General features: G+C 64.8%; 18 protein-coding genes. 5 read left to right on the top strand and 13 right to left on the bottom strand.

Features of this window, described 5'->3' with window-relative positions; translation table 11 throughout:
- The 5 genes from mlaE to HV753_RS17225 form a co-directional block, all read right to left on the bottom strand.
- Positions 1-789: a lipid asymmetry maintenance ABC transporter permease subunit MlaE gene (gene mlaE / locus HV753_RS17245; protein ID WP_175175722.1), complete on the bottom strand. Its 789-nt coding sequence runs from the start codon at positions 787-789 to the stop codon at positions 1-3.
- Complete coding sequence (locus HV753_RS17240) at positions 786-1622, bottom strand: ABC transporter ATP-binding protein (protein ID WP_175175721.1); 837 nt, start codon at positions 1620-1622, stop codon at positions 786-788. The genes mlaE and HV753_RS17240 overlap by 4 nt, the downstream gene beginning before the upstream one ends.
- 305 nt (positions 1623-1927) lie before the next feature.
- Entirely contained in the window at positions 1928-2989 is a 1062-nt protein-coding gene (locus HV753_RS17235) for an NAD(P)H-dependent flavin oxidoreductase (protein WP_175175720.1), read from the bottom strand.
- A 17-nt stretch (positions 2990-3006) separates the two neighbouring features.
- Complete coding sequence (locus HV753_RS17230; protein ID WP_175175719.1) at positions 3007-3984, bottom strand: Bug family tripartite tricarboxylate transporter substrate binding protein; 978 nt, start codon at positions 3982-3984, stop codon at positions 3007-3009.
- A gap of 25 nt (positions 3985-4009) precedes the next feature.
- Positions 4010-5251, bottom strand: coding sequence for a YbfB/YjiJ family MFS transporter (locus HV753_RS17225; protein ID WP_175175718.1), 1242 nt, complete (start codon positions 5249-5251; stop codon positions 4010-4012).
- 64 nt (positions 5252-5315) lie between these two features.
- On the opposite strand from HV753_RS17225, the gene HV753_RS17220 reads away from it, so the two are divergent.
- Entirely contained in the window at positions 5316-6188 is an 873-nt protein-coding gene (locus tag HV753_RS17220; RefSeq protein ID WP_175175717.1) for a LysR family transcriptional regulator, read from the top strand.
- A 65-nt stretch (positions 6189-6253) separates the two neighbouring features.
- On the opposite strand, the gene HV753_RS17215 is transcribed toward HV753_RS17220, so the two are convergent.
- The 6 genes from HV753_RS17215 to HV753_RS17190 form a co-directional block, all read right to left on the bottom strand.
- Entirely contained in the window at positions 6254-6892 is a 639-nt protein-coding gene (locus HV753_RS17215; protein ID WP_175175716.1) for an OmpW/AlkL family protein, read from the bottom strand.
- A 133-nt stretch (positions 6893-7025) separates the two neighbouring features.
- On the bottom strand, positions 7026-7553 hold the full coding sequence (locus tag HV753_RS17210; protein ID WP_175175715.1) for a chromate transporter: 528 nt from the start codon (positions 7551-7553) through the stop codon (positions 7026-7028).
- On the bottom strand, positions 7550-8122 hold the full coding sequence (locus HV753_RS17205; protein ID WP_175175714.1) for a chromate transporter: 573 nt from the start codon (positions 8120-8122) through the stop codon (positions 7550-7552). Before HV753_RS17205 ends, HV753_RS17210 begins: the two co-directional genes overlap by 4 nt.
- Positions 8123-8249: 127 nt before the next feature.
- Positions 8250-9716 carry a glutamate synthase subunit beta gene (locus tag HV753_RS17200; RefSeq protein ID WP_175175713.1) on the bottom strand — a complete coding sequence of 489 codons (1467 nt, stop codon included), beginning with the start codon at positions 9714-9716 and terminating at the stop codon, positions 8250-8252.
- Positions 9717-9724: 8 nt separating this feature from the next.
- Complete coding sequence (locus HV753_RS17195; protein ID WP_175175712.1) at positions 9725-14464, bottom strand: glutamate synthase-related protein; 4740 nt, start codon at positions 14462-14464, stop codon at positions 9725-9727.
- A 387-nt stretch (positions 14465-14851) separates the two neighbouring features.
- The gene (locus HV753_RS17190) at positions 14852-15619 is read right to left on the bottom strand and encodes a hypothetical protein (RefSeq protein ID WP_175175711.1); all 768 of its coding nucleotides are present in this window, start codon (positions 15617-15619) and stop codon (positions 14852-14854) included.
- 232 nt (positions 15620-15851) lie between these two features.
- Between HV753_RS17190 and fghA the strand changes: the two genes are divergently transcribed.
- The 3 genes from fghA (at position 15852) to rpoH (ending at position 18532) form a co-directional block, all read left to right on the top strand.
- The gene (fghA, locus tag HV753_RS17185; protein ID WP_175175710.1) at positions 15852-16718 is read left to right on the top strand and encodes an S-formylglutathione hydrolase; all 867 of its coding nucleotides are present in this window, start codon (positions 15852-15854) and stop codon (positions 16716-16718) included.
- 98 nt (positions 16719-16816) lie between these two features.
- Positions 16817-17506, top strand: coding sequence for a hypothetical protein (locus tag HV753_RS17180; RefSeq protein WP_175175709.1), 690 nt, complete (start codon positions 16817-16819; stop codon positions 17504-17506).
- 105 nt (positions 17507-17611) lie between these two features.
- Positions 17612-18532: an RNA polymerase sigma factor RpoH gene (gene rpoH, locus HV753_RS17175; RefSeq protein WP_425485902.1), complete on the top strand. Its 921-nt coding sequence runs from the start codon at positions 17612-17614 to the stop codon at positions 18530-18532.
- A gap of 308 nt (positions 18533-18840) precedes the next feature.
- Here the strand turns inward: rpoH and HV753_RS17170 are convergent, their stop codons facing one another.
- Complete coding sequence (locus HV753_RS17170; protein WP_484456044.1) at positions 18841-19632, bottom strand: phosphodiesterase; 792 nt, start codon at positions 19630-19632, stop codon at positions 18841-18843.
- Positions 19633-19873: 241 nt separating this feature from the next.
- Between HV753_RS17170 and HV753_RS17165 the strand changes: the two genes are divergently transcribed.
- Positions 19874-22543 carry a cation:proton antiporter gene (locus HV753_RS17165; RefSeq protein WP_175175706.1) on the top strand — a complete coding sequence of 890 codons (2670 nt, stop codon included), beginning with the start codon at positions 19874-19876 and terminating at the stop codon, positions 22541-22543.
- Between the two features lies 1 nt (position 22544).
- Here HV753_RS17165 and HV753_RS17160 read toward each other — a convergent pair whose 3' ends face one another.
- Positions 22545-23351, bottom strand: a complete 807-nt coding sequence (locus tag HV753_RS17160; protein ID WP_175175705.1) for an NUDIX hydrolase — start codon at positions 23349-23351, stop codon at positions 22545-22547.
- Between the last annotated feature and the right edge of the window lie 85 nt (positions 23352-23436).

Below are 23436 nucleotides of genomic sequence, written 5' to 3'. Positions count from 1 at the left end.
TTAATTTCCAAACATCAATGCGGTGAGCAGGAAGTCCAGCCCAAGTACCGCCAGCGAGCCCACCACCACGGTGCGCGTCGTGGCGCGCGCAACGCCTTCAGGGGTGGGTCTTGCCTGCCAGCCTTCATAGAGCGCAACCAGCGTCACGGTGATACCGAACACCACGCTCTTGATGACGCCGTTGGCCACATCTTTCCAGACATCCACGCCGCTCTGCATTTGCGACCAGAACGCACCGGCGTCCACGCCGATCATCACGACGCCAACGACCCAGCCGCCCAGGATGCCCACCATGGAGAACACGGCCGCCAGGATGGGCATGGCGATGATGCCGCCCCACAGGCGCGGCACCAGCACGCGGCGGATCGGGTCGACGGCCATGACTTCCATCGCCGACAGTTGTTCGCCTGCTTTCATCAGGCCGATTTCAGCGGTCAGCGAGGTGCCCGCACGGCCCGCGAACAGCAGCGCCGTCACGACGGGGCCCAATTCGCGCACCAGCGACAGGGCCACCAACAGGCCCAGCGCTTCTTCCGAGCCATAGCGGTTCAGCGTGTAATAGCCTTGCAGGCCCAGCACGAAGCCCACGAACATGCCGGACACGGCAATGATCAGAAGTGAATAATTGCCGATGAAATGGACTTGTTGCGACACCAGGCGCGGACGCGAGAACACGATGCCGCTGCGCGCCAGCATGCCGGCGAAGAACCGCGTGAAGTAGCCGATTCCGGAAACCAGGCCGCGCACCCATCCGCCCAGGGCGCTCACGGGATTGTTGGATCCGCTCATGCTTTGCGCCCCTTCTGTGCTGAAAGCCACTTTTGGAAAGCGGGCGTTTCGGGATACTGGAACGCGACCGGGCCGTCGGGTTCGCCTTTCAGGAATTGCTGGACATAGGGGTCTTCGGACGCCGACAGCATGTCGGGGGTGCCCGCGGCCGCCAGTTTGCCTTGTCCCACCAGATACACCTGATCGGCGATGGAAAAGGATTCCTGGACGTCGTGGGTGATCAGGACCGACGCGCAACCCAGGCGGTCGGCCAAGCTGCGGATCAGACGGGCGGTGATGCCCAGCGAGATCGGGTCCAGTCCGGCGAAGGGCTCGTCGTACAGGATCAGTTCGGGTTCCAGCACCACGGCGCGGGCCAGGGCGACGCGCCGTGCCATGCCGCCGGAAATCTCGGCCACTTTCAGGTGGGCGGCGGCGCGCAGGCCAACGGCATCCAGTTTGTCCAGCACGCGGTCGGTGACGTCGGATTCGGACAGCTTGGTGTGTTCGCGCAGCGGGAACGCCACATTTTCAAACACGTTCAGGTCGGTGAAGAGCGCGCCTTGCTGGAACAACACGCCCATCCGCTTGCGCAGGGCCTGGAGTTCAGCGGGGGTGGTGCGTGCGATGTCCTGGCCGAACGCCAGCACTTTGCCCTGCTGCGCGACGAGCTGGCCGGTGGCCGCCCGCAACAGCGTGGTCTTGCCCGAACCCGAGCCGCCCATGATGGCGACCACTTGGCCCGCGCGCACGTCCATGGAGATATCGCGCAAGACGGTGAAATCACCGTAGCCTAGCGCCACACCGTCCAGGCGCAGGGCGAATTCCGGGGTGCTGCTTGTTTGAGCGGGCATGGGCAACGAAATGGGTGTTTCGGTGGCGGAGCTTGCCCTGCTGCCTTGACGACACGCAGGACGGCTAACCGGGGCGGTGCGCGCAAGACAGGCTGCTTCGGGAAGCGCCTGTTCATCTCAGGGGCGGGGGACCAAGACGGACTCTGACCCCCAGCGGCGAGGCGCCATTGTAGCCCGACGCTTTGTAATCACAATGCGATAGGTCACCCATGGAACAGTGTTTTCGGTATCAGGGACAATCGGCCGCTACGGCGACCGTGGCGGCACCCGGCGCCGAGGCTGGAACCGTCTGACCGCGGGAAGGGTCAGCGGCGCGCTTGCGCGGCCCGTGTTTCCTGGGCCAGCCGCTGGACCAGGTCAGCCGTGCTTTCACGTCGCGCCAGCGGCGCGGCCTGGCCCGCCCACAGGGACAGCACGTTGATATTGCCAGCCTTGCCGCCCGCCGTGCGCATGGGGCGCGTCAGCGCATTCTGCAACGGATACGGCAGGATGTCGGCGGCAATGGCGTCGGCGTCCCGCATGAAGGCATTGGAGATGCCGCGGGCCGGCCGGCCCGAAAAGGCGCGCGTCACGCGGGATTGTTCTGAGCGCGATGCGGGCAACACGGCCTTGTAGGCGTCGCTGATACCGGATTCATCCGTCGTCAGGAAAGCTGTCCCCATTTGTGCGACGTCAGCGCCCAGGGCCAGGGCGGCGGCGATGCCACGGCCGTCCATGATGCCGCCGGAGGCGATGACTGGCACGGAAACCGCGTCCGCCACCTGTGGCACCAGGGCCATGGTGCCGATCAAGGATTGCTCGAAATCATCCAGGAACGTGCCACGATGTCCGCCCGCTTCGGCGCCCTGGGCCACCACGGCATCCACGCCGTCCTGTTCCAGCGCAACCGCTTCGCGCACGGTGGTGGCCGTGCCGACGGTCAGGATGCCCAGTTCGCGGCAACGCGCCAGCACGTCGGCCGGGATGCGGCCGAACGTGAAGCTGAAGACCGCCGGGCGCAGCCGCAGGATGGCATCGATCTGTCCTGGCAGCGGATCGGCCTGCGGGCCGGGCGCGGAGGGGGCCGGCAGGCCCAATTGCTCGTGGTAGCGACCCATCAGGGCCAGCATGCGGCCGGTATCGCCCTGCATGGGCAGGTCTGGCACGGACGCGAAGAGATTGATGGCGAACGGCCGGGGCGTGCGGGCGCGGATGTCCTTGACTGCCGTTTCGATTTGCTCGGGGCTCATGTAGGCCGCCCCGAGCGATCCCAGGACACCCGCTTTCGACGCCTCGGACACCAGCTCCACCGTCGTGGCGCCGCCCGCCATGGGCGCCTGGATGATGGGATGGTCCAGTTTCAGAAGGTCAAGCAGACGGATGGCCATGGGAAGACTCCTTCGGGTTATTGGAGCTGGATGTTTCCAGCCTTGATGACGTGGGCCCACTTTTCGGTTTCGCTCTTGATGAAAGCCGCGAATTCCTCGGGCGTGCCGCCGCCGGCCTGGCTGCCGGTGTCGGCGATCGCCTTTTGCACATCCGGTTCCTTCAGGATGCGATTGAATTCGGCGTTCAGGCGGGCGATGATCGGCGCGGGCGTGCCGGCGGGCGCAACAATGCCCTGCCAGTTGTAGGACTCGAAGCCCGGCAGGCCGGATTCAGCCATCGTGGGCACATCGGGCAACACGGCCAAACGCTTGGCAGAGGTCACGGCAATGGGGTGGATCTTGGCGCCCTGGATAGCGGGCAGCGCGGAATAGCCCATTTCGAACATCATCGAGATATGGCCGCCCATCAGGTCTGTCGCGGCCAGGCTGCCGCCCTTGTAGGGCACGTGCACGATGTCGATCTTGGCTTGTTCCCGGAACATTTCACCCGACAGGTGATGCGCGCCGCCGACGCCCGACGAACCGAAGGACAGCTTGCCGGGCTGCTTCTTGGCCAGCGCGATCAGGTCTGCCAGCGTCTTGACCGGCATTTCGTTGTTCACGCTCAGCACCAGCGGGCTGTTTTCGATCAGGATGATGGGCGCCAGATCCTTTTGCGGGTTGTACGGCATTTCCTTCATCAGCGACGGGTTCACCGCCATCGGGGCCAGATTGCCCGTGCCGATGGTGTAGCCGTCCGGCGCCGCCTTGGCGATCAGGTTGGTGCCGACCACGCCGCCCGCGCCCGCCTTGTTCTCGACCACGATCGGCTGGCCCAGCGATTCGCCCAGCTTGCGCGCCAAGAGCCGCACGCGCGTGTCGGCAAAGCCGCCCGGGGCGTAGGGGACGATCATGGTGATGGGTTTGGCGGGCCAGTCGGCGGTTTGGGCCTGGGCGGCGCCGCTGAAAGCGGCAACGGCCGCCAATGCGGCGATCAGGGGGCGCAACGGTTTCATGCTGGTGACTCCTCGTCTTTTTTCTCTAATGTGTACAGCCCTGCGGGCCGATCGCATTATGCCCAGCGCCTTTGTCTTCTGTCGTGATTTTTCCCAAGCGCCAGGCGGACACCGCCAGCAGCGCGGCCCCCGCGCCCAGCACCTGTGGCAGGCCCGCGCCCCAGTGCGAAGCCCATGACGCCAGCAGCGGGCCCAGGATCTGCCCGGCCGCGAAGGCCGCCGTCATGATGGCGGCGGCACGCGGCGCGGCGGCGCCAGCGGCGCGTCGAGCGGTCAGCATGCCGGCTTGCGTGATTACCATGAAGGTGCCGCCCACCAGCAGCGCGGCCACGATCACGGCAGCGATGTGGTGCCACAAGGCCACGGCCAACATGCCAAGCGCCATCAGCGCCTGGGCGCCCTGCCAGACGCGCTTGTCATCGCGTCCACGGGCCAGCCGGGGAACCAGCAGGCAGGAGGCGGCCGCGGCCAGCCCGAATAGCGGCCAGGCCCAGCCGAAGATCGCCGGGTTGGGGATCACCTCTTTGGCCATCGCGGGCAGAAAGGTGGCCGGGATGATGTAGCCCACGCCAAACACGCCATAGTGCAGCGCCAGCGGGCCCATCGCGCGCGGCAGCTTGGCAGGGGACGCGGTAGCCGGGGAATGGGCGGCATGCGTGGAGAAAGCGGCCGGGGCGGCAGGCTGGCGCATCGCCGGCCAGGCGACGGCGGACAGGACCAGCGTCAAGCCGCCCAGGGCCAGCCACATGCCATCGGCATGGATATCCCAGGCCATCAGTGTCAGACAGGCCAGCCCGGTCAACGCGATGCCGGCACCCACGCCGGCGTAGGTCAGCCCCGATGCGGCGGCTTCGCGCGGGTCACCGGCGGGCACGGGTCGCCAGGCCGCCACGCAGATGAAGGCGCTGGCGCTGGCATAACCCGCCGCCAGCCGCAGCACGCACCAGGCCGCGACGTCATGGAACAGCGGCATGGCCAGGGTCAGCAGCGTGACGGCCAGCAGGCTTATTCCCAATTGGCTGCGTAGCCGGCGCACGGGCCACGCCACCGCCGCCAACGCGCCCAGCAAGTAACCGGCGTAGTTGGCCGAGGCCAGCCAGCCGCCCTGGGCCAGCGACAGCCCGCCCTCTTGAGCCATCAGCGGCCAGACCGGGGTGAAGGCGAAGCGGCCGATGCCCATGGCGGCGGCCAAGGCCAGCGCGGCCGGCCAGGCCAGGCGGGCCGCGCTGCGGGTATCGGGAAAAGAAGGGTAAGCAGGCGTTGACATGCGCCTACTCTACGGCTGTACTAATATCTTTAAAAGTGAATTAATAAGAACATAGGTTCTTGAAATGAGAAACTTGGATCTCGATGCGTTGCAGATTTTCAAAGCGGTGGCCGACCAGGGCGGTGTGGCGCGCGCGGCGCTGCACCTGAACCGGGTGCAGTCCAATGTGTCGACCCGTCTGAAGCAGCTGGAGGCCTCGCTGGACGCGCCGCTCTTCCGGCGGCAGAACCGTCGGCTGGTGCTGTCGGACCAAGGGCGCGTGCTGCTGTCCTACGCCGACCGCCTGCTGCGTCTGTCGGACGAGGCGCAGGCCGCGGTGCGCGACGGAGCGCCGCAAGGCGTGCTGCGCATCGGCACCATGGAAAGCACGGCGGCTGCGCGCCTGCCGCCGATCCTGGCGGCCTATCACGCGGCGTGGCCGCAGGTGGGGATCGAACTGGTCACCGGCACCTCGGGTGCGTTGGCCGCCAAGGTGCGCAACTACGAGATCGAAGCCGCGTTCGTGGCCCAGCCCTTCCCGGCGGACGGCCTGGCGGCCATGGATGCCTTCCAGGAAGCTCTGGCGCTGATTTCGCCATTGGCGTGGGGCGAAATCGCCAGCGCCCGGGATCTGGGCGGGCGCACGGTCATCGCATTTGCCGCAGGCTGTTCATACCGGCGCATCCTGGAGTCGTGGCTGAACCATGAAGGCTTGGCGCCAGGCAGGGTGATGGAGTTCGCGTCGTATCACGCCATCGTGGCGTGCGTGGCGGCGGGCGCGGGCGTGGCCATCGTGCCGCGTTCCGTGCTGGCCGTCTTGGGGGCGGAGCATTCGGTCTGCGTCAGCGCCCTGTCTGGCCCGTATGGACGCGCCCAGACCCAACTGGTCTGGCGCGCGGATGACGATACGCCTGCGTTGCAGGCCTTGCGCCACCAACTGCAAGCCCCGGATGCTTGATCAAAAACGGGTTGCGCGCGGTGGACCCGCGCGCAACCCGTGAAGTACTGCGCTAGACCTTGTGCTTAAAAGCGGTAGCCGACGCCCAGAGTCGCCACCCACGGATCGATGCGCGCGGTGCCGATGTGCTGGCCGTCCAGCTTCACCTTCGACTTGATGTCGATGTAGCGAATGTCGGCGTTCATGAACCAGCGTTCATTGATCTTGAAGTCCGCGCCCAATTGCGCGGCCACGCCCCAGGAATCGCCCATCTTCAGATTCGAACCCTTCAGCGGGCCTTCCGCCTTGGTGTCGAAGAAGTGCGTGTAGTTGAGGCCGACGCCGATGTAAGGCTGGATCATGCTGTCGGGCAGGATGTGCCATTGCAGGCTGAGCGTCGGCGGCAATTGCTTGCTGGAGCCGATCTTGCCCAGGCCGCTGCCGCTGACATCGTGCTGGAAGGGCCAGGCGCCCAGCAGCTCGATGCCGATATTGCGCGTCACCATGTAGCCCAGCGTGAAGCTCGGGCGCACGTTGTTGTTTGCGTCCAGCTTGACGCTGCCATCGAGCACCGTGCCGTTATTCGACGACGGGCGGACCTGCGTCACGCCAACCCTGAACAGCACGTCGCCCGCTTCGTGGGCATGCGCGGGAGCGGCGAATGCGCCGGCGGCGATCAGGCCGGCGATGGCAGTGGCGCGAATACGCCCGTTCAGCGAAAACATTTTTTTCTCCGATCTTTCCATGAGGGTGAGACCACAGGTTCTCAGACCCGGCACCAGGCCAGATTGATATGTGTCAAACCGTGAAAGATTGAGTCTGTCCCGTGGCGGTCGGGCAACAGAAATCAGGCAAATCCTACGTCAGCGCCACCAGAAACACGGCGGCGCCCAAGCCCAGCATGATGAAGGGGCTGACGCGCGTGTAGACCAACGCCGCGGTGGACAACGCCGCCACGGCCCAGGCCCAGGCACCGCCTTCCGCTGCGCGCAGAATGGTGCACGACGACGCCAGGATCATGCCGGCGGCCACCGGCACCAGGCCCGCTTCGATCGCGCGGATGCCGGCGGTGTGGCGGTATCGCGCCCACACGCGCGCTAGCGCATAAATCAGCAGGGAACATGGCAGGAAGATCGCGACCGACGCGACGATTGCGCCGGCCCAGCCTCCGACATGCCAGCCAATCAAGGTCACCAGCAGCGAGGCCGGCCCGGGCGTGATGCGCGATAGCGCGAAGTAGTCCAGGAATTGCGCGTCGTTGATCCAGCCGTAGCTATCCACCGCCTGGCGGTGGATATCCGGCAGGATGCTCTGGCCGCCGCCCACGGTCAGGAACGACAGCGGGGTGAACACCGCGAACAGGTCGTGCAGCGTCGCCAGGTTCATTTGCGCGGCTCCTGCCGGCGGATGCGGGTGTAGGCAATGAAGATCGACATCGGCGCCATCACGCCCACGACCCACAGCAGCGGCAGGCGCAGCAGGAAGATCGCGATGAAGGTGCAGACCATGATCGCTGCCGGTATCCGCCCGATCAATGCGCGCCGTGCCGCGCGCAAACCCGTTTGCAGCGATACGCCCACCGCAGCGGCCGCGACGCCGGCCATCGCCACGTGCAGGCCGTGCGACTGCGCCATGCTGGCGAACAGCGCCGCCAGTGCAATCGCCACCAACATCGGCGGCACGGTGATGCCCAGGCCGCCCAGCAAGGCCCCCGGCCCGCCGCGCAAGCGAAAGCCGATCCAGATGGCCAGGTTCACCACGTTCACGCCGGGAAAGGACTGCGCCAGAGCGAGCCCGGACAGAAAATCGGATTCCGACATCCAGCGCCGTTGTTGCACGAACTCACGCATCATCCAGCCGCTGAGTCCTCCGCCGAAACTCGTCAGGCCGACTTTGGTGAATGCCAGGAAGATCTGCGGCAGCGTGGGCGGAGCGATAGGCGCGTCGGGAGACATGGCGAATGGGGGGGCGGGACGATGGCGCATCTTACGGACTTGATGATGTCGCCTGCCTGAAAGGCATTCGCCGCCTTGGCGCAATGGGCGCGAAGGCGGCGAATGAAGGCGTTGCCGGGTTGAAGGATCAGCGCGGCAGTTCGCTCGAGCCCATCAAGTAGGCGTCCACCGAACGCGCGCATTGGCGGCCTTCGCGGATGGCCCAGACCACCAGCGATTGGCCCCGGCGCATGTCGCCCGCGGCAAACACCTTTTCCACGTTGGTGCGGTAGTCATCCGTGTTGGCGCGCACGTTGCCACGCGCGTCACGGTCCACGCCGAAGGCATCCAGCACGGTCTGCACCGGCGACACGAAACCCATTGCCAGCAGCACGAGGTCAGCCTTGATCTCGAATTCCGAGCCTTCGGCTTCGCGCATCTTCATCTGGCCGGTGGCTTCGTCCTTGAACCATTCGACGCGGGCGCCCACCAGCTTTTCGACGCGGCCATTGCTGCCCTTGAGCAGCTTGGTGGTCACGGACCAGTCGCGATCGCAGCCCTCTTCGTGCGAGGACGACGTGCGCATCTTCAACGGCCAGTACGGCCACGTCATGGTCTTGTTTTCGGACTCGGGCGGTTGGGGCATCAGTTCAAACTGCGTGACAGAGGCCGCGCCGTGGCGGTTGCTGGTGCCCACGCAATCGGAACCGGTGTCGCCGCCGCCGATCACGACGACGTGCTTGCCCTTGGCCAGCGTCTGGTCGGTCAGGCGGTCGCCCGCGACGGCCTTGTTCTGCTGGCGCAGGAAGTCCATGGCGTAGTACACGCCCGACAGTTCGCGGCCGGGAACCGGCAGGTCGCGCGGGGTCTCCGAACCGCCGGTCATGACGATCGCGTCGAATTCCGCCTTCAGCGAATCCGGCGTGCGCACGGTCAGGCCGTCGGCCACGGGGTCGCTCGGGTTGCCGATGTAGGTCGAAGGCGCGAATTCCACGCCTTCGGCTTCCATCTGCGAGATGCGGCGGTCGATCTGATGCTTTTCCAGCTTGAAGTCGGGAATGCCGTAACGCAGCAGGCCGCCGATGCGGTCGCTCTTTTCAAACAGCGTCACCGAGTGGCCCGCGCGCGCCAGTTGCTGCGCGCATGCCATGCCGGCAGGGCCCGAGCCCACCACGGCGACCTTCTTGCCCGTCTTCTTGGCCGGCACCAGCGGCGCGACCCAGCCTTCGGCCCAACCCTTGTCGATGATCGCGTGCTCGATGGACTTGATGCCGACAGCGTCGCTGTTGATGTTCAAGGTACAGGCCGCTTCACACGGCGCCGGGCAGATGCGGCCGGTGAACTCCGGGAAGTTGTTGGTGGAGTGCAGCACGTCCAGCGCACGGCGCCAGTCCTGCTTGTACACCAGGTCATTCCAGTCCGGGATGATGTTGTTGACCGGGCAGCCGTTGTTGCAGAACGGAATGCCGCAGTCCATGCAGCGCGCGGCTTGCTGCTTGGCCTGGTCATCGGTCAGGTGCAGCACGAATTCGCGCCAGTTCTTCAGCCGCTTCTGCGGGGCCTCGGAGGCCTCCTGCAGACGCTGAAATTCCATAAAGCCGGTAATCTTTCCCATGGTATCCCTCACGCAGCCAGTTGTTGCTGGTTGGCCGCACGCCACATTTCACCCAATGCGCGACGGTAGTCCGTCGGCATGACCTTTACGAACTTGCCGCGCGAGGCTTCCCAGTCGCCCAGGATCTCGCGGGCGCGGTAGCTGCCGGTGTAGCGGAAGTGGTCTTCCACCAGGCGGCGCAGGATGGTTTCATCCGTCTCGCGTTCGCCACCGCGCTGCGCGCTGTGCCAGATGTCGATATTGTTCAGCGCCTGCTGTTCCGCATGCGGCGCCACGCCTTCCAGTTCCACCATGGACAGGTTGACGCGGTGCTTCAACGTGCGCTCCGGATCCCACACATACGCCACGCCGCCGGACATGCCGGCCGCGAAGTTGCGGCCCGTGGCGCCCAGCACCACGACCGTGCCGCCCGTCATGTATTCGCAACCGTGGTCGCCCGTGCCTTCCACCACCGTCGCGGCGCCGGAGTTGCGCACCGCGAAACGTTCGCCGGCCACGCCGTTGAAGAACGCCTCGCCTGCCAGCGCGCCGTACAGCACGGTGTTGCCGGCGATGATGTGGTCGGGGCCGAAGCCGCGGAAGTCATTGGGCGAGCGCACGATGATGCGGCCGCCCGACAGGCCCTTGCCAACGTAGTCGTTGCCTTCGCCCACCAGGTCCATCGTGATGCCGTGCGCCAGGAATGCGCCGAAGCTTTGGCCGGCGGTGCCGTTGCACTGAATGTGGATGGTGTCGTCCGGCAGGCCATCGTGGCCGTAGCGCGAGGCCACGGCGCCCGACAGCATGGCGCCGATCGTGCGGTTGCGGTTGCGCACCGGCACGATGAAGGACACCTTTTCGCCACGTTCCAGCGCGGGCTTGCTGCGGTCGATCAATTGATGATCCAGCGCGCCGGCCAGGCCGTGGTCTTGTTCTTCGGTCTGGCGCACATCGGCGTCCGACTGCGTTTGGTGGAACACGCGGGCAAAGTTCAGGCCCTGAGCCTTCCAGTGTTCAACGCCCGAACGCATGTCCAGCAGATCGGCGCGGCCGATCAGGTCGTCGAACTTGCGGATGCCCAGTTGGGCCATGATTTCGCGGACTTCCTCGGCGATGAAGAAGAAGAAGTTCACGACATGTTCGGGCTTGCCCTGGAATTTCTGGCGCAGGACCGGGTCTTGCGTGGCCACGCCCACCGGGCAGGTGTTCAGGTGGCACTTGCGCATCATGATGCAGCCTTCCACGACCAGCGGCGCCGTCGCGAAGCCGAATTCGTCTGCGCCCAGCAGCGCGCCGATGACGACGTCGCGGCCGGTCTTCATCTGGCCGTCTGCTTGCACGCGGATGCGGCTGCGCAGGCGGTTCAGCACCAGCGTCTGCTGCGTTTCGGCCAGGCCCAGTTCCCAGGGCGTGCCCACGTGCTTGATGGAAGACACCGGGGATGCGCCCGTGCCGCCGTCATGGCCGGCGATCACGACGTGGTCGGCCTTGGCCTTGGCAACGCCGGCGGCCACCGTGCCCACACCCACTTCGGACACCAGCTTCACCGATACCGAGGCCTTGGGATTCACGTTCTTCAGATCGTGGATCAGCTGGGCCAAGTCTTCGATGGAGTAGATGTCATGGTGAGGCGGCGGCGAGATCAGGCCGACGCCCGGCACCGAATAACGCAGCTTGGCGATGTATTCCGACACCTTGTGGCCGGGCAACTGGCCGCCTTCGCCGGGCTTGGCGCCCTGGGCCATCTTGATCTGGATCTGGTCGGCCGACGACAGGTATTCGGCGGTCACGCCGAAACGGCCCGATGCCACTTGCTTGATCTTCGAACGCAGCGAATCGCCCTTCTTCAGCAAGACGTCGGCTTCGATGCGGTCGGAACCCAACAGCGAGGCCAGCGTGTCGCCGTCCTTGATGGTGCTCTTGCCTTCGCGCATTTCGGCGCGGTAGCGCAGTTCGTCTTCGCCGCCTTCGCCGGTGTTCGACTTGCCGCCGATGCGGTTCATGGCCACGGCCAGCACGGAGTGCGCCTCGGTCGAGATCGAACCCAGCGACATGGCGCCGGTGGCAAAGCGCTTCACGATGTCCTTGGCCGATTCGACGTCATCCAGCGGAATCGCGCGCGACGGGTCGAAGCGGAACTCGAACAGGCCGCGCAGGGTCATGTGGCGACGGCTCTGGTCGTTGATGATCTGCGCGTATTCCTTGTACGTGCGGTAGTTGTTGGCGCGCGAGGCGTGCTGCAACTTGGCGATGGAATCCGGCGTCCACATGTGCTCTTCGCCGCGCACGCGGTAGGCGTATTCGCCGCCGGCGTCCAGATCATTGGCCAGCACCGGATCGGTGCTGAATGCTGCGCGATGCTGGCGCAGCGCTTCCTCGGCCACCTGGAAGATGCCGATGCCTTCGATGTTGGACGAGGTGCCGGTGAAGTACTTGTTCACCAGGGTGCTTTGCAGGCCCACGGCCTCGAAGATCTGGGCGCCGGTGTAGGACATGTAGGTCGAGATGCCCATCTTGGACATGACCTTGTTCAAGCCCTTGCCGATCGCCTTGATGAAGTTCTTCACGGCCTTTTCGGGGTCATTCAGCTTGCCCAGCGACTCCAGCGCCAGGTAGGGGTGAATGGCTTCGGCGCCGTAACCGCCCAGCAGCGCGAAATGGTGCACTTCGCGCGCCGAACCGGTTTCCACGACCAGGCCGGTGTTGGTGCGCAGGCCGGCGCGGATCAGGTGCTGGTGGACGGCTGACGTCGCCAGCAGCGCGGGGATGGCCACGCGCTCGCTATCGACCAGGCGATCCGACACGATCAGGATGTTGTAGCCGCTTTGCACGGCATCGACGGCGCGCGCGCACAACGCGGCCACGCGGGCTTCAATGCCCTCGGGGCCCCAGGCGGCGGGATACGTGATGTCCAGTTCAAAACTGCGGAATTTCTTGCCCGTGACCTGTTCAATGTCGCGGATCTGCGCCATGGCGGCGAAGTCCAGCACCGGCTGCGACACTTCCAGGCGCAGCGGCGGGTTGACGTTGTTGATGTCCAGCAGGTTGGGCTTGGGGCCGATGAACGACACCAGCGACATCACCAGCTGTTCGCGGATGGGGTCGATGGGCGGGTTCGTGACCTGCGCGAACAACTGGCGGAAATAGTTGTAGAACGGCTTGGAGCGATCCGACAGCACGGCCAGCGGGGCGTCATTGCCCATCGAGCCGATGACTTCCTCGCCGGTCGAGGCCATGGGTTCCAGGATGAACTTGTAGTCTTCCTGGGTCCAGCCGAAGGCTTGCTGGCGGTCCAGCAGGGACACCGACGACTGCGTGGCGACGGCCACCTGGCGCGGCGCCGGCAACGATTCCAGCTTGATCTGCAAGCGTTCGATCCACTGGCGGTACGGACGGCTGTTGGCCAGTTGCAGCTTGATTTCGGCGTCGTCGATGATGCGGCCCTGTTCCAGGTCGATCAGGAACATCTTGCCCGGTTGCAGGCGCCACTTCTTGACGATGCGGTTTTCGGGGATCGACAGCGTGCCGGCTTCCGAGGCCAGGATGACCATGTCGTCATCGGTCACCAGGTAGCGGGCGGGGCGCAGGCCGTTGCGGTCCAGCGTGGCGCCGATCTGGCGGCCATCGGTGAAGGCGACGGCGGCGGGGCCGTCCCACGGCTCCATCATGGCGGCGTGATATTCGTAGAAAGCGCGGCGGGACTCGTCCATCTGCGTGTGCTGTTCCCAGGCTTCCGGGATCATCATCATCATGGCGTGCGCGAGCGAATAGCCCGAGTTCACCAGCAGTTCCAGGCAGTTGTCGAACGTCGCGGTGTCCGATTGGCCTTCGTAGACGATGGGGTACAGCTTCTTCAGATCGTCGCCCAGCACGGCCGACTGCATCATGCCTTCGCGGGCGCGCAGCCAGTTGAAGTTGCCCTTGACCGTGTTGATTTCGCCGTTGTGGGCGATCATGCGGTACGGGTGGGCCAGCGGCCAGGCGGGGAAGGTGTTGGTCGAGAAGCGCTGGTGCACCAGCGCCAGGGCGGACACCGTGCGGGTGTCGGCCAGGTCGCGGTAGTAGCGGCCCACCTGGTCGGCCAGCAACAGGCCCTTGTAGACCACGGTGCGCACCGACGCCGACGGCACGAAGTATTCCTTGCCGTGGGCCAGATGCATGTTCTGGATGGCGTGGCTGGCGGTCTTGCGGATCACGTACAGCTTGCGTTCCAGCGCATCCGGCACCATCACGTCGGCGCCGCGGCCGATGAACAGTTGGCGGATCACGGGTTCGCAATCGCGCACGGTGGGCGACATGGGCATGTCGACGTCCACCGGCACATTGCGCCAGCCCAGGACGACCTGGCCTTCGGCACGCACGGAACGTTCCAGCTCTTGCTCACAGGCCAGGCGCGAGGCGGTTTCCTTGGGCAGGAAGACCATGGCCACGCCGTACTCGCCGGGAGGCGGCAGGACGATGCCTTGCTGGCTCAGTTCGTCGCGGTAGAGCGTATCCGGGATCTGGATCAGGATGCCGGCGCCGTCGCCCATCAGTTTGTCTGCGCCGACCGCGCCGCGGTGGTCCAGGTTTTCCAGGATCTTCAGGCCTTGCTGAATGATCGCGTGGCTTTTCTTGCCCTTGATATGCGCAACGAAACCAACGCCGCAGGCGTCATGCTCATTCTTGGGGTGGTACAGGCCCTGGGCCGAAGGCAGACCGATGCGGCTGGCATCGATGGGGGTCGCCTTGGGGGAGGGACAGGATTCGATCGGGGTAATTTGGGGCATGGCGCGCTCCGCAGTGGGCCTGCGTCGTAATGTTGCAGTGCAGGAGACGGACAATACCCCCGCTGCAAGTAGGGTGCAACAGGAACAAATAGGGTATGACCCTAATTATATCTATGCTCCATCATAGGGCATAAATATGGGGACATAACAATGGCCGCGTCATCATTGGCTTGCCGCGCAGGGCGGGTGGAGACCCAGCGGCAATCGCTGGTGGAATCCCCAGTTTTGGCTTTATGTGTCCCTAATTAAATGGGGTGTTTTGCTGCGCGAAATCAATCGCGCGTGTGGCGAAAAATGCACACGGCAGCATCGGCCGCGCGAGGGTAGCTGGCACGACAGCGAAAAAACCCGCCAAAAAAAACCCGCCATGTCGGCGGGTTTCGGTAGTCAGGAGGTCGTGGTGGTCGGCGGGGACGTCACCGGACCCGCGGAACCGGATTCAGCGTCTGCCGCCGTGGCGGCAGCCGGCTTCTTGCGCGGACGGCCGCGCTGGCCGGGAGCCACGCGCCGGCTGGCGGTATGGGCAAGGCTGGCAATGAAGCTTGCGCCACCCAGCGCCCATTGGCCGGAAACGGCTTGATCAATGCGCTGGGTTTCTTCGCGCGACAGGCCGTCTTGCAGGCGCTTGCGGTAATTGGCTTGCCGGTCGAACGGCGTATTGCCGCAGGCCCAGTAATCGGCGTGATCGGATTGCCACTGCGCAGGCGCCGCCGTCGTGTTGCCGGTGTGACTGGCAGCGGAGGACCAAGGCCAGGAGTCAGGATCCTGCGAAGCCCCGCTGCGCACCGGGTAGGTTTCCAGCCAGACCAGCGCTGGCAACACCCAGGCGCCCGGCTCAAGCAAGGCAGACCGATAACGGCCGGCGAACACCCGGCCGCCACGCAGGCGTGCCGCCAGGTTACGGCCCAACGTCTGCATCAGCCTGGGCAGGCCTTCTTCGTCGGCCGGGGTGGCCAACAGCAGGATGCGGTCATTGGCAAGCAGCCAGCCATGAACCGACACGCGATGGCGTTGAGCGGATTCGCCCAGCCACGTGGCGAGTTGGTTCAGGATATCGGCGGGCGCTGGTTGCGATGGCGCGGCCAGCGGCGAAATGAAATTGGCCTGCACCAGTTGGGGCAGCCCAGGGGCGTACAGACGGGGCAGACGGGCCATAGTGTCAGGGCTTGCGTATCTGGAAGAACGGGTTGTCTTCGCTCACGGTATATAAATAGTGCCACGGTGGGCGCTGGTCAAGTCCCGTGATCACAATATGGGCACGGAATCACATTTTTTTACTGTCCGGCCCTTATGAGGGGCAGGTTAACATTCGGCGACGGAACGTCGTACCGTGGATATACCCTAACCCGTCGACGTTTTTTCCACCCCTATCGACCGGAGAAAATCCATGCCGCTGGCCCTGGAGCTCATTTCCCAGCATCGCTGCTTTGGCGGTTCGCAGCGCTACTACCGCCATGAGTCCGCTGCAATCGGCTTGCCCATGCGGTTTTCGGTCTATGTCCCGCCGCAGGCCGAACATGGGCCTGTGCCGGTGCTGTTCTACCTGGCGGGTCTGACCTGCACCGAGGAAACCTTCATGATCAAGGCGGGCGCCCAGCGCCTGGCCGCCGAAATGGGCGTCATGCTGGTCGCGCCGGACACCAGTCCGCGGGGCGCCAATGTGCCCGGCGAAGACGAAAGTTGGGATCTGGGCACGGGCGCGGGCTTTTATGTGGACGCCACCACGCCGGCCTGGCGCGATCACTACCGCATGTATAGCTACGTTGCCGACGAACTGCACGCCATCGCCACCGGCGATGCTTTGCCTGGCGATGCGTCACGAGTGGGCATTTTCGGCCACTCCATGGGGGGGCACGGCGCGCTGGTGCTGGCGCTTCGCAATCCCGGCAAGTTTCGTTCGGTGTCGGCGTTCGCACCCATTGCCGCGCCCAGCCAATGCCCTTGGGGCAAGAAGGCGTTCGGTGCTTATCTGGGCGACAACGTCCAGGAATGGGCGGCCTATGATGCGTCGGCGTTGATGCAAGGCCTGAAGCGGCCCTTCCCGGCCGGCATCCTGATTGACCAGGGCGAATCAGACCAATTCCTGGCCGAGCAGTTGTATCCCGACGTATTTGAAGCGGCTTGCGCCGTTGCCGATCAGCCGCTGTCGCTGCGTCGCCAGCCCGGCTATGACCACGGCTATTACTTCATCTCGACGTTCATCGAGGATCACATCCGGTTTCACGTCGAACGGCTTGGAAAACCGGCAGTCTGAAAACGCGCTTCTATACTGGGGAGCCTGCCGCGGCAGGCTCGCGGCGCGCAGGGCGCGTCGGGCCTGGACCCGCGGTGTTCTGAATAGGAACGCCTGACTTGATCAACGGTATTGCTCCCTTCGTCTGGATACTTCTGGGCGCCGTCGTCGTCTTGCTGCCTGGCCTTGCGATGCTGCTGGGGCGTGGCGGCCCCCGCGATGAGCGCGGCCGCAAGCTATTCCAATTGCGGCCGGTGCGCCGCCTGTTCGGCTTGATGCTGGTGTTGCTGGGCTGCGTATCGGGCCTGCTGGCCCTGTCATTGGTGCAGTTCTTCCGCCTGACCGCTGACGAGTCCGTGGCCCGTGTCGAGGTGCGCCAACAGGCCGAAGGCCAGTACCAGGTCACCGCCAGCGCGCCGGGCATCGGCCCCAAGCAATATGTGCTGTATGGCGATCAGTGGCAGATCGACGCTCGGGTTGTACGCTGGAAGCTGCCTGCGCTGATGGCGGGTGTGCCGCCCCTGTACCGCCTGGAACGCTTGTCCGGCCGCTATAGCGACGCGACGCGCGAGGCGTCGGCCACGCGCTCGGTCCACGCCCTGGACGATTGGCCTGCGCCCGACCTGGGTTCGCTCAAGAAAAGTTTTCCGAACTGGTTCCCCTTCGTCGATGTCCAATTTGGTAGCGGCGCCTATATGCCGCTGTTCGATGGCGCGAAGTACCAGGTCTATATGGATCCCCGGGGCGCACTGTTCATCCGCCCGGATGGCGAGGCCACCGCAGAGGGGCTCAAGCGCCTTGGTTGGTAGGAAATTGGCAAGAAATAAATGGGGCCGCATTGATGCGGATGAAACTTTGACGCGGCGCAATAGTCGAATTAGCACTCCCTTTACTAGAGTGCTAACATCGAATCCATGTCGTTACCCCTTCGCTTTCCGGAGACCCCCGCTATGAAACAACCCAGTACCTCGTTGGCCGCTTCCGGCAACGCCCTGGCGTTGGCCATTGCCAATCCGGGCGCACTTGGCACGATCGATGCCTATATTTCCTCGGTCAACCGCCTGCCGGTCCTGTCCGCCGAGCGTGAAACCGAGCTGGGCCGCCGCTTGCGTGACCAGGAAGACCTGGGCGCCGCGCGCGAACTCATTCTGTCGCACCTGCGCCTGGTGGTGTCGGTTGCCCGCCAGTATCTGGGGTATGGATTGCCCCACGCCGACCTGATCCAGGAAGGCAACGTCGGCCTGATGAAGGCCGTGAAGCGTTTCGACCCCGAACGCGGTGTGCGTCTGGTGTCGTTCGCCGTGCACTGGATCAAGGCCGAAATCCACGAATACATCATTCGCAACTGGCGTTTGGTCAAGGTGGCCACCACCAAGGCTCAGCGCAAGCTGTTCTTCAATCTGCGCAGCATGCGCCCCGACGGCCAGACGCTGGATCCGGAACAGGTCGACCACATCGCACGCGAACTGAACGTGCGCCGTGAAGACGTGAGCGAAATGGAAGTGCGCCTGTCCGGCCGCGACATGTCGCTGGAAAACCAGGACGACGATGACGACAGCTATGCGCCCATCGCCTATCTGTCGGATGACGGCCGTCAGGAACCCACGCGCGTGCTGGAACGCGCCGCGCGCGATCAGCTGCAAAGCACCGGCCTGAACAGCGCGCTGGAAGCGCTGGATGCCCGTTCGCGCCGCATCGTCGAGGCCCGTTGGCTGCAAGACGACGGTGGTTCCACGCTGCATGAACTGGCGCAAGAGTTCGGCGTATCGGCTGAACGCATCCGTCAGATCGAAGCCGCCGCCCTGAAGAAGATGCGCGGCAACCTGGCAGCCTGATCGCCGGTATCCGGATCCGTCCGCACGGAAGAAGGGCCACGAAAGTGGCCCTTTTCCTTGCCCGCGACAGGGCGGAAATGCTGCGGACGCACAGACGTCAGGATCGATCAATAAATTGATACAAATTCGACCCGGAATTTTGCATTCTTGCAGAAACTTAATGGGGATCGGCCCGACTAACTTCATGTAGACCGCGAACTTCGGTTAGCAGTCTTGTCATCCGTCTCGGCTTCTCCTCTTTCCCCTCCCCTATGAGACGGATGCTTGCGGGGCACCACATATATTGCATATATCTGGTGCCCCGTTTTTTATGCGGCTTGCGCGTCGTCCGGCGCCAGCGCCGTATGCCACAGGGCGTCCTGCACGCGGCGCACACCGGTGGCCATTGACCCATCCTGATAGAGCTTGATCCAGCGGTAGCCGGGCGCCATGTTGTCGACCACGTGCTTGCCGTCGCGAATGCTGAACTGAAAGCAGGTGGATGGCGTGGCCAGCATGCGCAGGTTGTGGCGGCGGCGGTCGAATTCGTGGTGCACATGTCCCCACAACAGGACGCGCGCCTGCGGCCAGCGGCTCAGGCGCTTGAACAGCGCTTGCGGGTTGTCGATCATCATCGAGTCATGCCAGTGGCTGTCTATCTGCATCGGGTTGTGATGCATCGCGACCAGGGTGTGGCGGCCGGGAGCTTCCGCCAAGGCGGCCTCCAGCATGTCCAGCTGGCTATCGGGCAGGTGGCCGGCATTGGAGCCGGGCACGGTGGTGTCCAGCGCAACGATGCGCCAGGCGCCCACGTCGGTCACCGGCGCCGACCATTGCGGCAGTTCCTGCCGCAGGACGCTTGGCTGGTCATGGTTGCCCGGCAGGCAACGGATCTGCGCACGCGATAGCGCGGCGGCGTCGCCCAGGATGTGGGCAAAGCGTTGATAGGACGTCGCCTCGCCGTCTTGCGAGAGATCGCCCGTGGCCAGCAACAGGTCGGGATGCTTGCCGTCGGCCTCGATCTGGCGCAGGACGGCGCGCAGGCTTGCGTCGGTATTGACGCCCAGCATCGCGGTGTCGGGTTCGCCGAACAAATGGCTGTCGGTCAACTGGACAAGCATGGCGGGCGCATCGTGGCGCCGAGCCAGGGAATGGGCGCGGGGCAAGTGCCGCTCCTGCGAAGTGGATACGTTTGCACATTACCCAAAAAACAGGTCGCGGCGCGCATTTCGTCGCCCGCTTGGGGTAACGAAACGTGCGTTCTCTACGATTCTCTACAGTTTCCCGCCTGGAGCCTCCAAGAAAAGCCGCTATTCTTGGAAAACTTCACACAAGCTTCATGATCGGGACGCGGCGCTATCCATGGATGTAGGTTTTCTCGTTTTCGGCCTGGCCGGTTTGCTCACACTGGTCTGCTTCATGCCACCGCTGGCCGGCCGCTTAAAGCTGCCGTACTCGGTGCTGCTGGCTATCGTCGGCTGTTTGCTCGGTATCTTCATTCACGTGCACGGCTGGGCGCCCAGCTGGATCGCGGACTTCCTGGATTCGCTGGAACGCTTCGAGATCTCGTCCGAGACCTTCCTGATGGTATTCCTGCCGGTGCTGCTGTTCGAGACCGCGCTGTCCATGAACGTGCGCCGTCTGATGGACGACATCGGCCCCATCCTGATGATGGCCATCGTGGCCGTGGTGGTATGTACCGTGGTGGTCGGGGTGACGCTGGACGCGATTTCACCCTACGGCCTGGTGGTCTGCCTGCTATTGGGCGCCATTGTCGCCACGACCGATCCGGTCGCGGTGGTGGGCATCTTCCGAGAGGTCGGTGCGCCCAAGCGCCTGACGACCTTGGTCGAAGGCGAAAGCCTGTTCAACGACGCGGCGTCCATCGCCCTGTACTCCGTGCTGCTGGCCGTGCTGAGCGGCCACGGTGAGCTGACGGTCAGCGGCATCTTCAATGACTTCATCGTGCACTTCATCGGGGGCGGCATTGCCGGCTTTGCGATGGGGCGGCTGGCCTGCTTCCTGTTCGCCTGGCTGCGTGGCTTTCCCACGGCCGAGATCACGCTGACCCTGACGCTGGCCTACCTGTCCTTCTTCATTTCCGAGCATTATCTGAACGTCTCAGGCGTGGTCGCCACCGTGATCGCCGGCCTGGTCGTGGGGTCCACCGGCCGCACGCGCATGTCGCCCACCACCTTCGAGTACCTGTCCAGCGCCTGGGAGCAGTTCGGGTTCTGGGCCAATTCGCTGATTTTCCTGTTCGCGGCCATGTTGATTCCCAAGCTGATGGCCGCGGCCGATTGGCAGGAACTGGTGCTGGTGGCCGTGGTGTTCGTCGCGACGCTGATCGCGCGCGCCATCGTCGTGTTTGGCCTGCTGCCGCTATTGGGGCTGACCAAGCTGGGCACCAAGGTCAGCAACCCTTACAAGGTGGTGATGCTGTGGGGCGGGCTGCGTGGCGCCGTATCGCTGGCGCTGGCGCTGGCCGTGACGGAACAGACGGGCGTGCCCGAAGAGGCGCGTCAGTTCATCGCGGTGGCCACCACCAGCTATGTCCTGCTGACCCTGTTCATCAACGGCATCAGTTTGCGGCCACTGATCCGCATGCTGGGCCTGAATCAGCTGTCGTCGGTGGAGCGCACCATCCGCAATCAGGCGCTGGCGGTGGCGCTGGAAGACCTGCAAGGCAAGACTGACGAAGTGGCCAAGACCGAACATATCGGCACCGAGGTCCGCGACCGCATCCGCGCCGTGTTCGATGCCAGCCTGACCAGCGTGCATGATGGCCAGGTCAGCCAGATGAGCGACGAGCAGCGCGTTGCCGTGGGCCTGGCGATCGTGGCGCAGCGCGAAGAGGAAATGTTCTTCGACATCCTGAAGGCGCAGATCGTGGACTGGCGCATGGCCGAAGCCTTGCTGGCGCGGGCGGAACGCCTGGAGGACGCCATTCGTCTGGGGGGCGTGCCGGGCTTTGAACGCGCCATCGTGGCGGATGTGCGCTATTCCACCGGTTTCCGCCTGGCGCTGCGCATGCACTACGTGTTTGGCTTCCAGGGCTGGCTGGCGCGCGAATTGGGTCATCGTTTTGCCAACCTGATGAGCAAACGCTCCGTCGCGCAGCGGCTGATCGTCTTCGCGCGCGAGCAAGTCACCCCGCTGCTGGGCGAAGCGGCGACGCAACGCATCGTGGCCTTGCACCAGCGCCGCCTGGACCTAATCGAAAGCGCCATGCAGGCGCTGAACCTGCAATACCCGTCCTATGCGCTGTGGTTGCAGGAAAGCTATCTGGGTCGTGTGGCCCGCGAGCTGGAGCGCATCCGCTATCGCGACATGCTTGAGCAATTCTTGATCAGTGGCGAGGTGTATGCGGACCTGATGGCCCAGTTAAAGAGCCGTTGGGCGCATATCGACACGCATCCGCCGTTGGACATCGAAATGAGCGCGGCCGAACTGATCAAGCGCGTGCCGCTGTTCGAAGGGCTGTCGCCCGATTCGCTGCGCGCAATCAGCAAGCTGCTCAAGCCACGCCTGTCCCTGCCCGATCAGCGCGTGCTGACCCAGGGCCGCCATGGCGAGGAAATGTGTTTCGTGGCGTCTGGCGCCGTGGCCGTGCACCTGCCCGACAACACCATGATCGAGCTGGGTAGCGGCGAATTCTTTGGCGAACTCGGGCTGTTGGGTGAACAGCAGATCACGCCGGAAGTCACGTCGCTGGGCTACAGCAAGCTGCTGATGCTGTCTTCGCGCGATTTCCACGCCCTGTTGGCACGCGACGAACACTTGCGCGAGCGCATCCAGGCCGTGGCCAAGCAACGTTTGCGCGCGATCGAGGTCTGGAAGCAGTTCTCGCAGGCGTCGGCTGCGGCGGCCGCGCCAACCCCGGCGCCGGCTTCCGTGCCCAGTCCCGCCCAGGCCGCCGAAGCGGCGGAAGCCGCGGGAGCGGGCCGCGACACGCCCGACGCGCGTGACGACGACGCGCCGGGCATGTTGGGCGAGCCGGCCACCGATGCCCCAGGGGGCGTCCCCCGCTGATTCAGATTTGGCCGGCGGCCTGGCGCTGCATGATGTCTTCGACGATCACCAGCGCCGCCTCCAGCGTGAATTCGCCCTCGGCGATTTGGCGGATGACGGTCGCGACTTCCACGGTGTCGATCTGCATGACTTCGCCGTCCCGGTTCGCGGGCCGGGCATCGGCCGCCAGCACGCAGGTGCTGGTCAGCACGTCTTCCACCTGATAACCCTCGGGCAGCCGGCGATGAATGCGCAGAATCGTGCGTAACGGCGTGCGCCGGGCCAGGTCGGGCGCATCCAGGCCCGCTTCCTCGCCGCATTCACGCACCAGCGCCAGCTCCAGGTCTTCACGGCTGCTGGCCAGACCTCCCACCAAGGTGTCCCACATTCCGGGATCCGTGGACTTGCTGAGCGCGCGCCGCGCGACCCACAGGCGGCCTTCCGGGGTCCAGGCGTTCAAATGCACCGCCTTCGTCAGCAGGCCCAGCGGTCGCACCGCGGCGCGTTCGATCACGCCCAAGGGTTCGTCGCCGTCCATCACGTCCAGCAGTTCGTCGCGCCAGCCGCGCAAGCAGTTGGCTCGGCGCAACAGTTCCGCGACGTTTTCCAGCACGGCGTTCAACTCGGCGCCCGGCATCAGATCCTGGCCGATGCGCAGCGACGTGTCGTCGCAGGTCACACGGGGAGCGTCGCGCAGCGCGTCGCAAGCCGCATGCGTTGCCCAGCCGCAGCGACGCCCCGCTATGTATAAAGCGTGCGCGCCATCGGGGGCGGGTTCCTGCGCGCGGGCGCACAGGTCGGCATACAAATCGGACAACTGCTTGGGCATCGTGTGACGTCGTGATGAGGTTGCCGGTGATTTTATGCCACCCTGTTTATGGCGCGCGGTCAAGAGGCGCGTGCAGATGGGGGCG

The sequence above is a fragment of the Achromobacter pestifer genome (assembly GCF_902859625.1).
Classification (GTDB): domain Bacteria; phylum Pseudomonadota; class Gammaproteobacteria; order Burkholderiales; family Burkholderiaceae_B; genus Achromobacter; species Achromobacter pestifer.
This window is presented reverse-complemented; position numbering and strand designations above follow the sequence as displayed.

Excerpts from the sequence above, each read along its gene's own strand:
- HV753_RS17235 (WP_175175720.1), bottom strand. The coding sequence starts at position 2,989 with ATGGCCATCCGTCTGCTTGACCTTCTGAAACTGGACCATCCCATCATC.
- fghA (WP_175175710.1), top strand. The coding sequence starts at position 15,852 with ATGCCGCTGGCCCTGGAGCTCATTTCCCAGCATCGCTGCTTTGGCGGT.
- HV753_RS17170 (WP_484456044.1), bottom strand. The coding sequence starts at position 19,632 with ATGCTTGTCCAGTTGACCGACAGCCATTTGTTCGGCGAACCCGACACC.
- HV753_RS17225 (WP_175175718.1), bottom strand. The coding sequence starts at position 5,251 with ATGTCAACGCCTGCTTACCCTTCTTTTCCCGATACCCGCAGCGCGGCC.
- HV753_RS17215 (WP_175175716.1), bottom strand. The coding sequence starts at position 6,892 with ATGTTTTCGCTGAACGGGCGTATTCGCGCCACTGCCATCGCCGGCCTG.
- mlaE (WP_175175722.1), bottom strand. The coding sequence starts at position 789 with ATGAGCGGATCCAACAATCCCGTGAGCGCCCTGGGCGGATGGGTGCGC.
- HV753_RS17205 (WP_175175714.1), bottom strand. The coding sequence starts at position 8,122 with ATGTCTCCCGACGCGCCTATCGCTCCGCCCACGCTGCCGCAGATCTTC.
- HV753_RS17230 (WP_175175719.1), bottom strand. The coding sequence starts at position 3,984 with ATGAAACCGTTGCGCCCCCTGATCGCCGCATTGGCGGCCGTTGCCGCT.
- HV753_RS17190 (WP_175175711.1), bottom strand. The coding sequence starts at position 15,619 with ATGGCCCGTCTGCCCCGTCTGTACGCCCCTGGGCTGCCCCAACTGGTG.
- HV753_RS17240 (WP_175175721.1), bottom strand. The coding sequence starts at position 1,622 with ATGCCCGCTCAAACAAGCAGCACCCCGGAATTCGCCCTGCGCCTGGAC.
- HV753_RS17160 (WP_175175705.1), bottom strand. The coding sequence starts at position 23,351 with ATGCCCAAGCAGTTGTCCGATTTGTATGCCGACCTGTGCGCCCGCGCG.
- rpoH (WP_425485902.1), top strand. The coding sequence starts at position 17,612 with ATGTCGTTACCCCTTCGCTTTCCGGAGACCCCCGCTATGAAACAACCC.
- HV753_RS17210 (WP_175175715.1), bottom strand. The coding sequence starts at position 7,553 with ATGAACCTGGCGACGCTGCACGACCTGTTCGCGGTGTTCACCCCGCTG.
- HV753_RS17200 (WP_175175713.1), bottom strand. The coding sequence starts at position 9,716 with ATGGGAAAGATTACCGGCTTTATGGAATTTCAGCGTCTGCAGGAGGCC.
- HV753_RS17220 (WP_175175717.1), top strand. The coding sequence starts at position 5,316 with ATGAGAAACTTGGATCTCGATGCGTTGCAGATTTTCAAAGCGGTGGCC.
- HV753_RS17165 (WP_175175706.1), top strand. The coding sequence starts at position 19,874 with ATGGATGTAGGTTTTCTCGTTTTCGGCCTGGCCGGTTTGCTCACACTG.
- HV753_RS17195 (WP_175175712.1), bottom strand. The coding sequence starts at position 14,464 with ATGCCCCAAATTACCCCGATCGAATCCTGTCCCTCCCCCAAGGCGACC.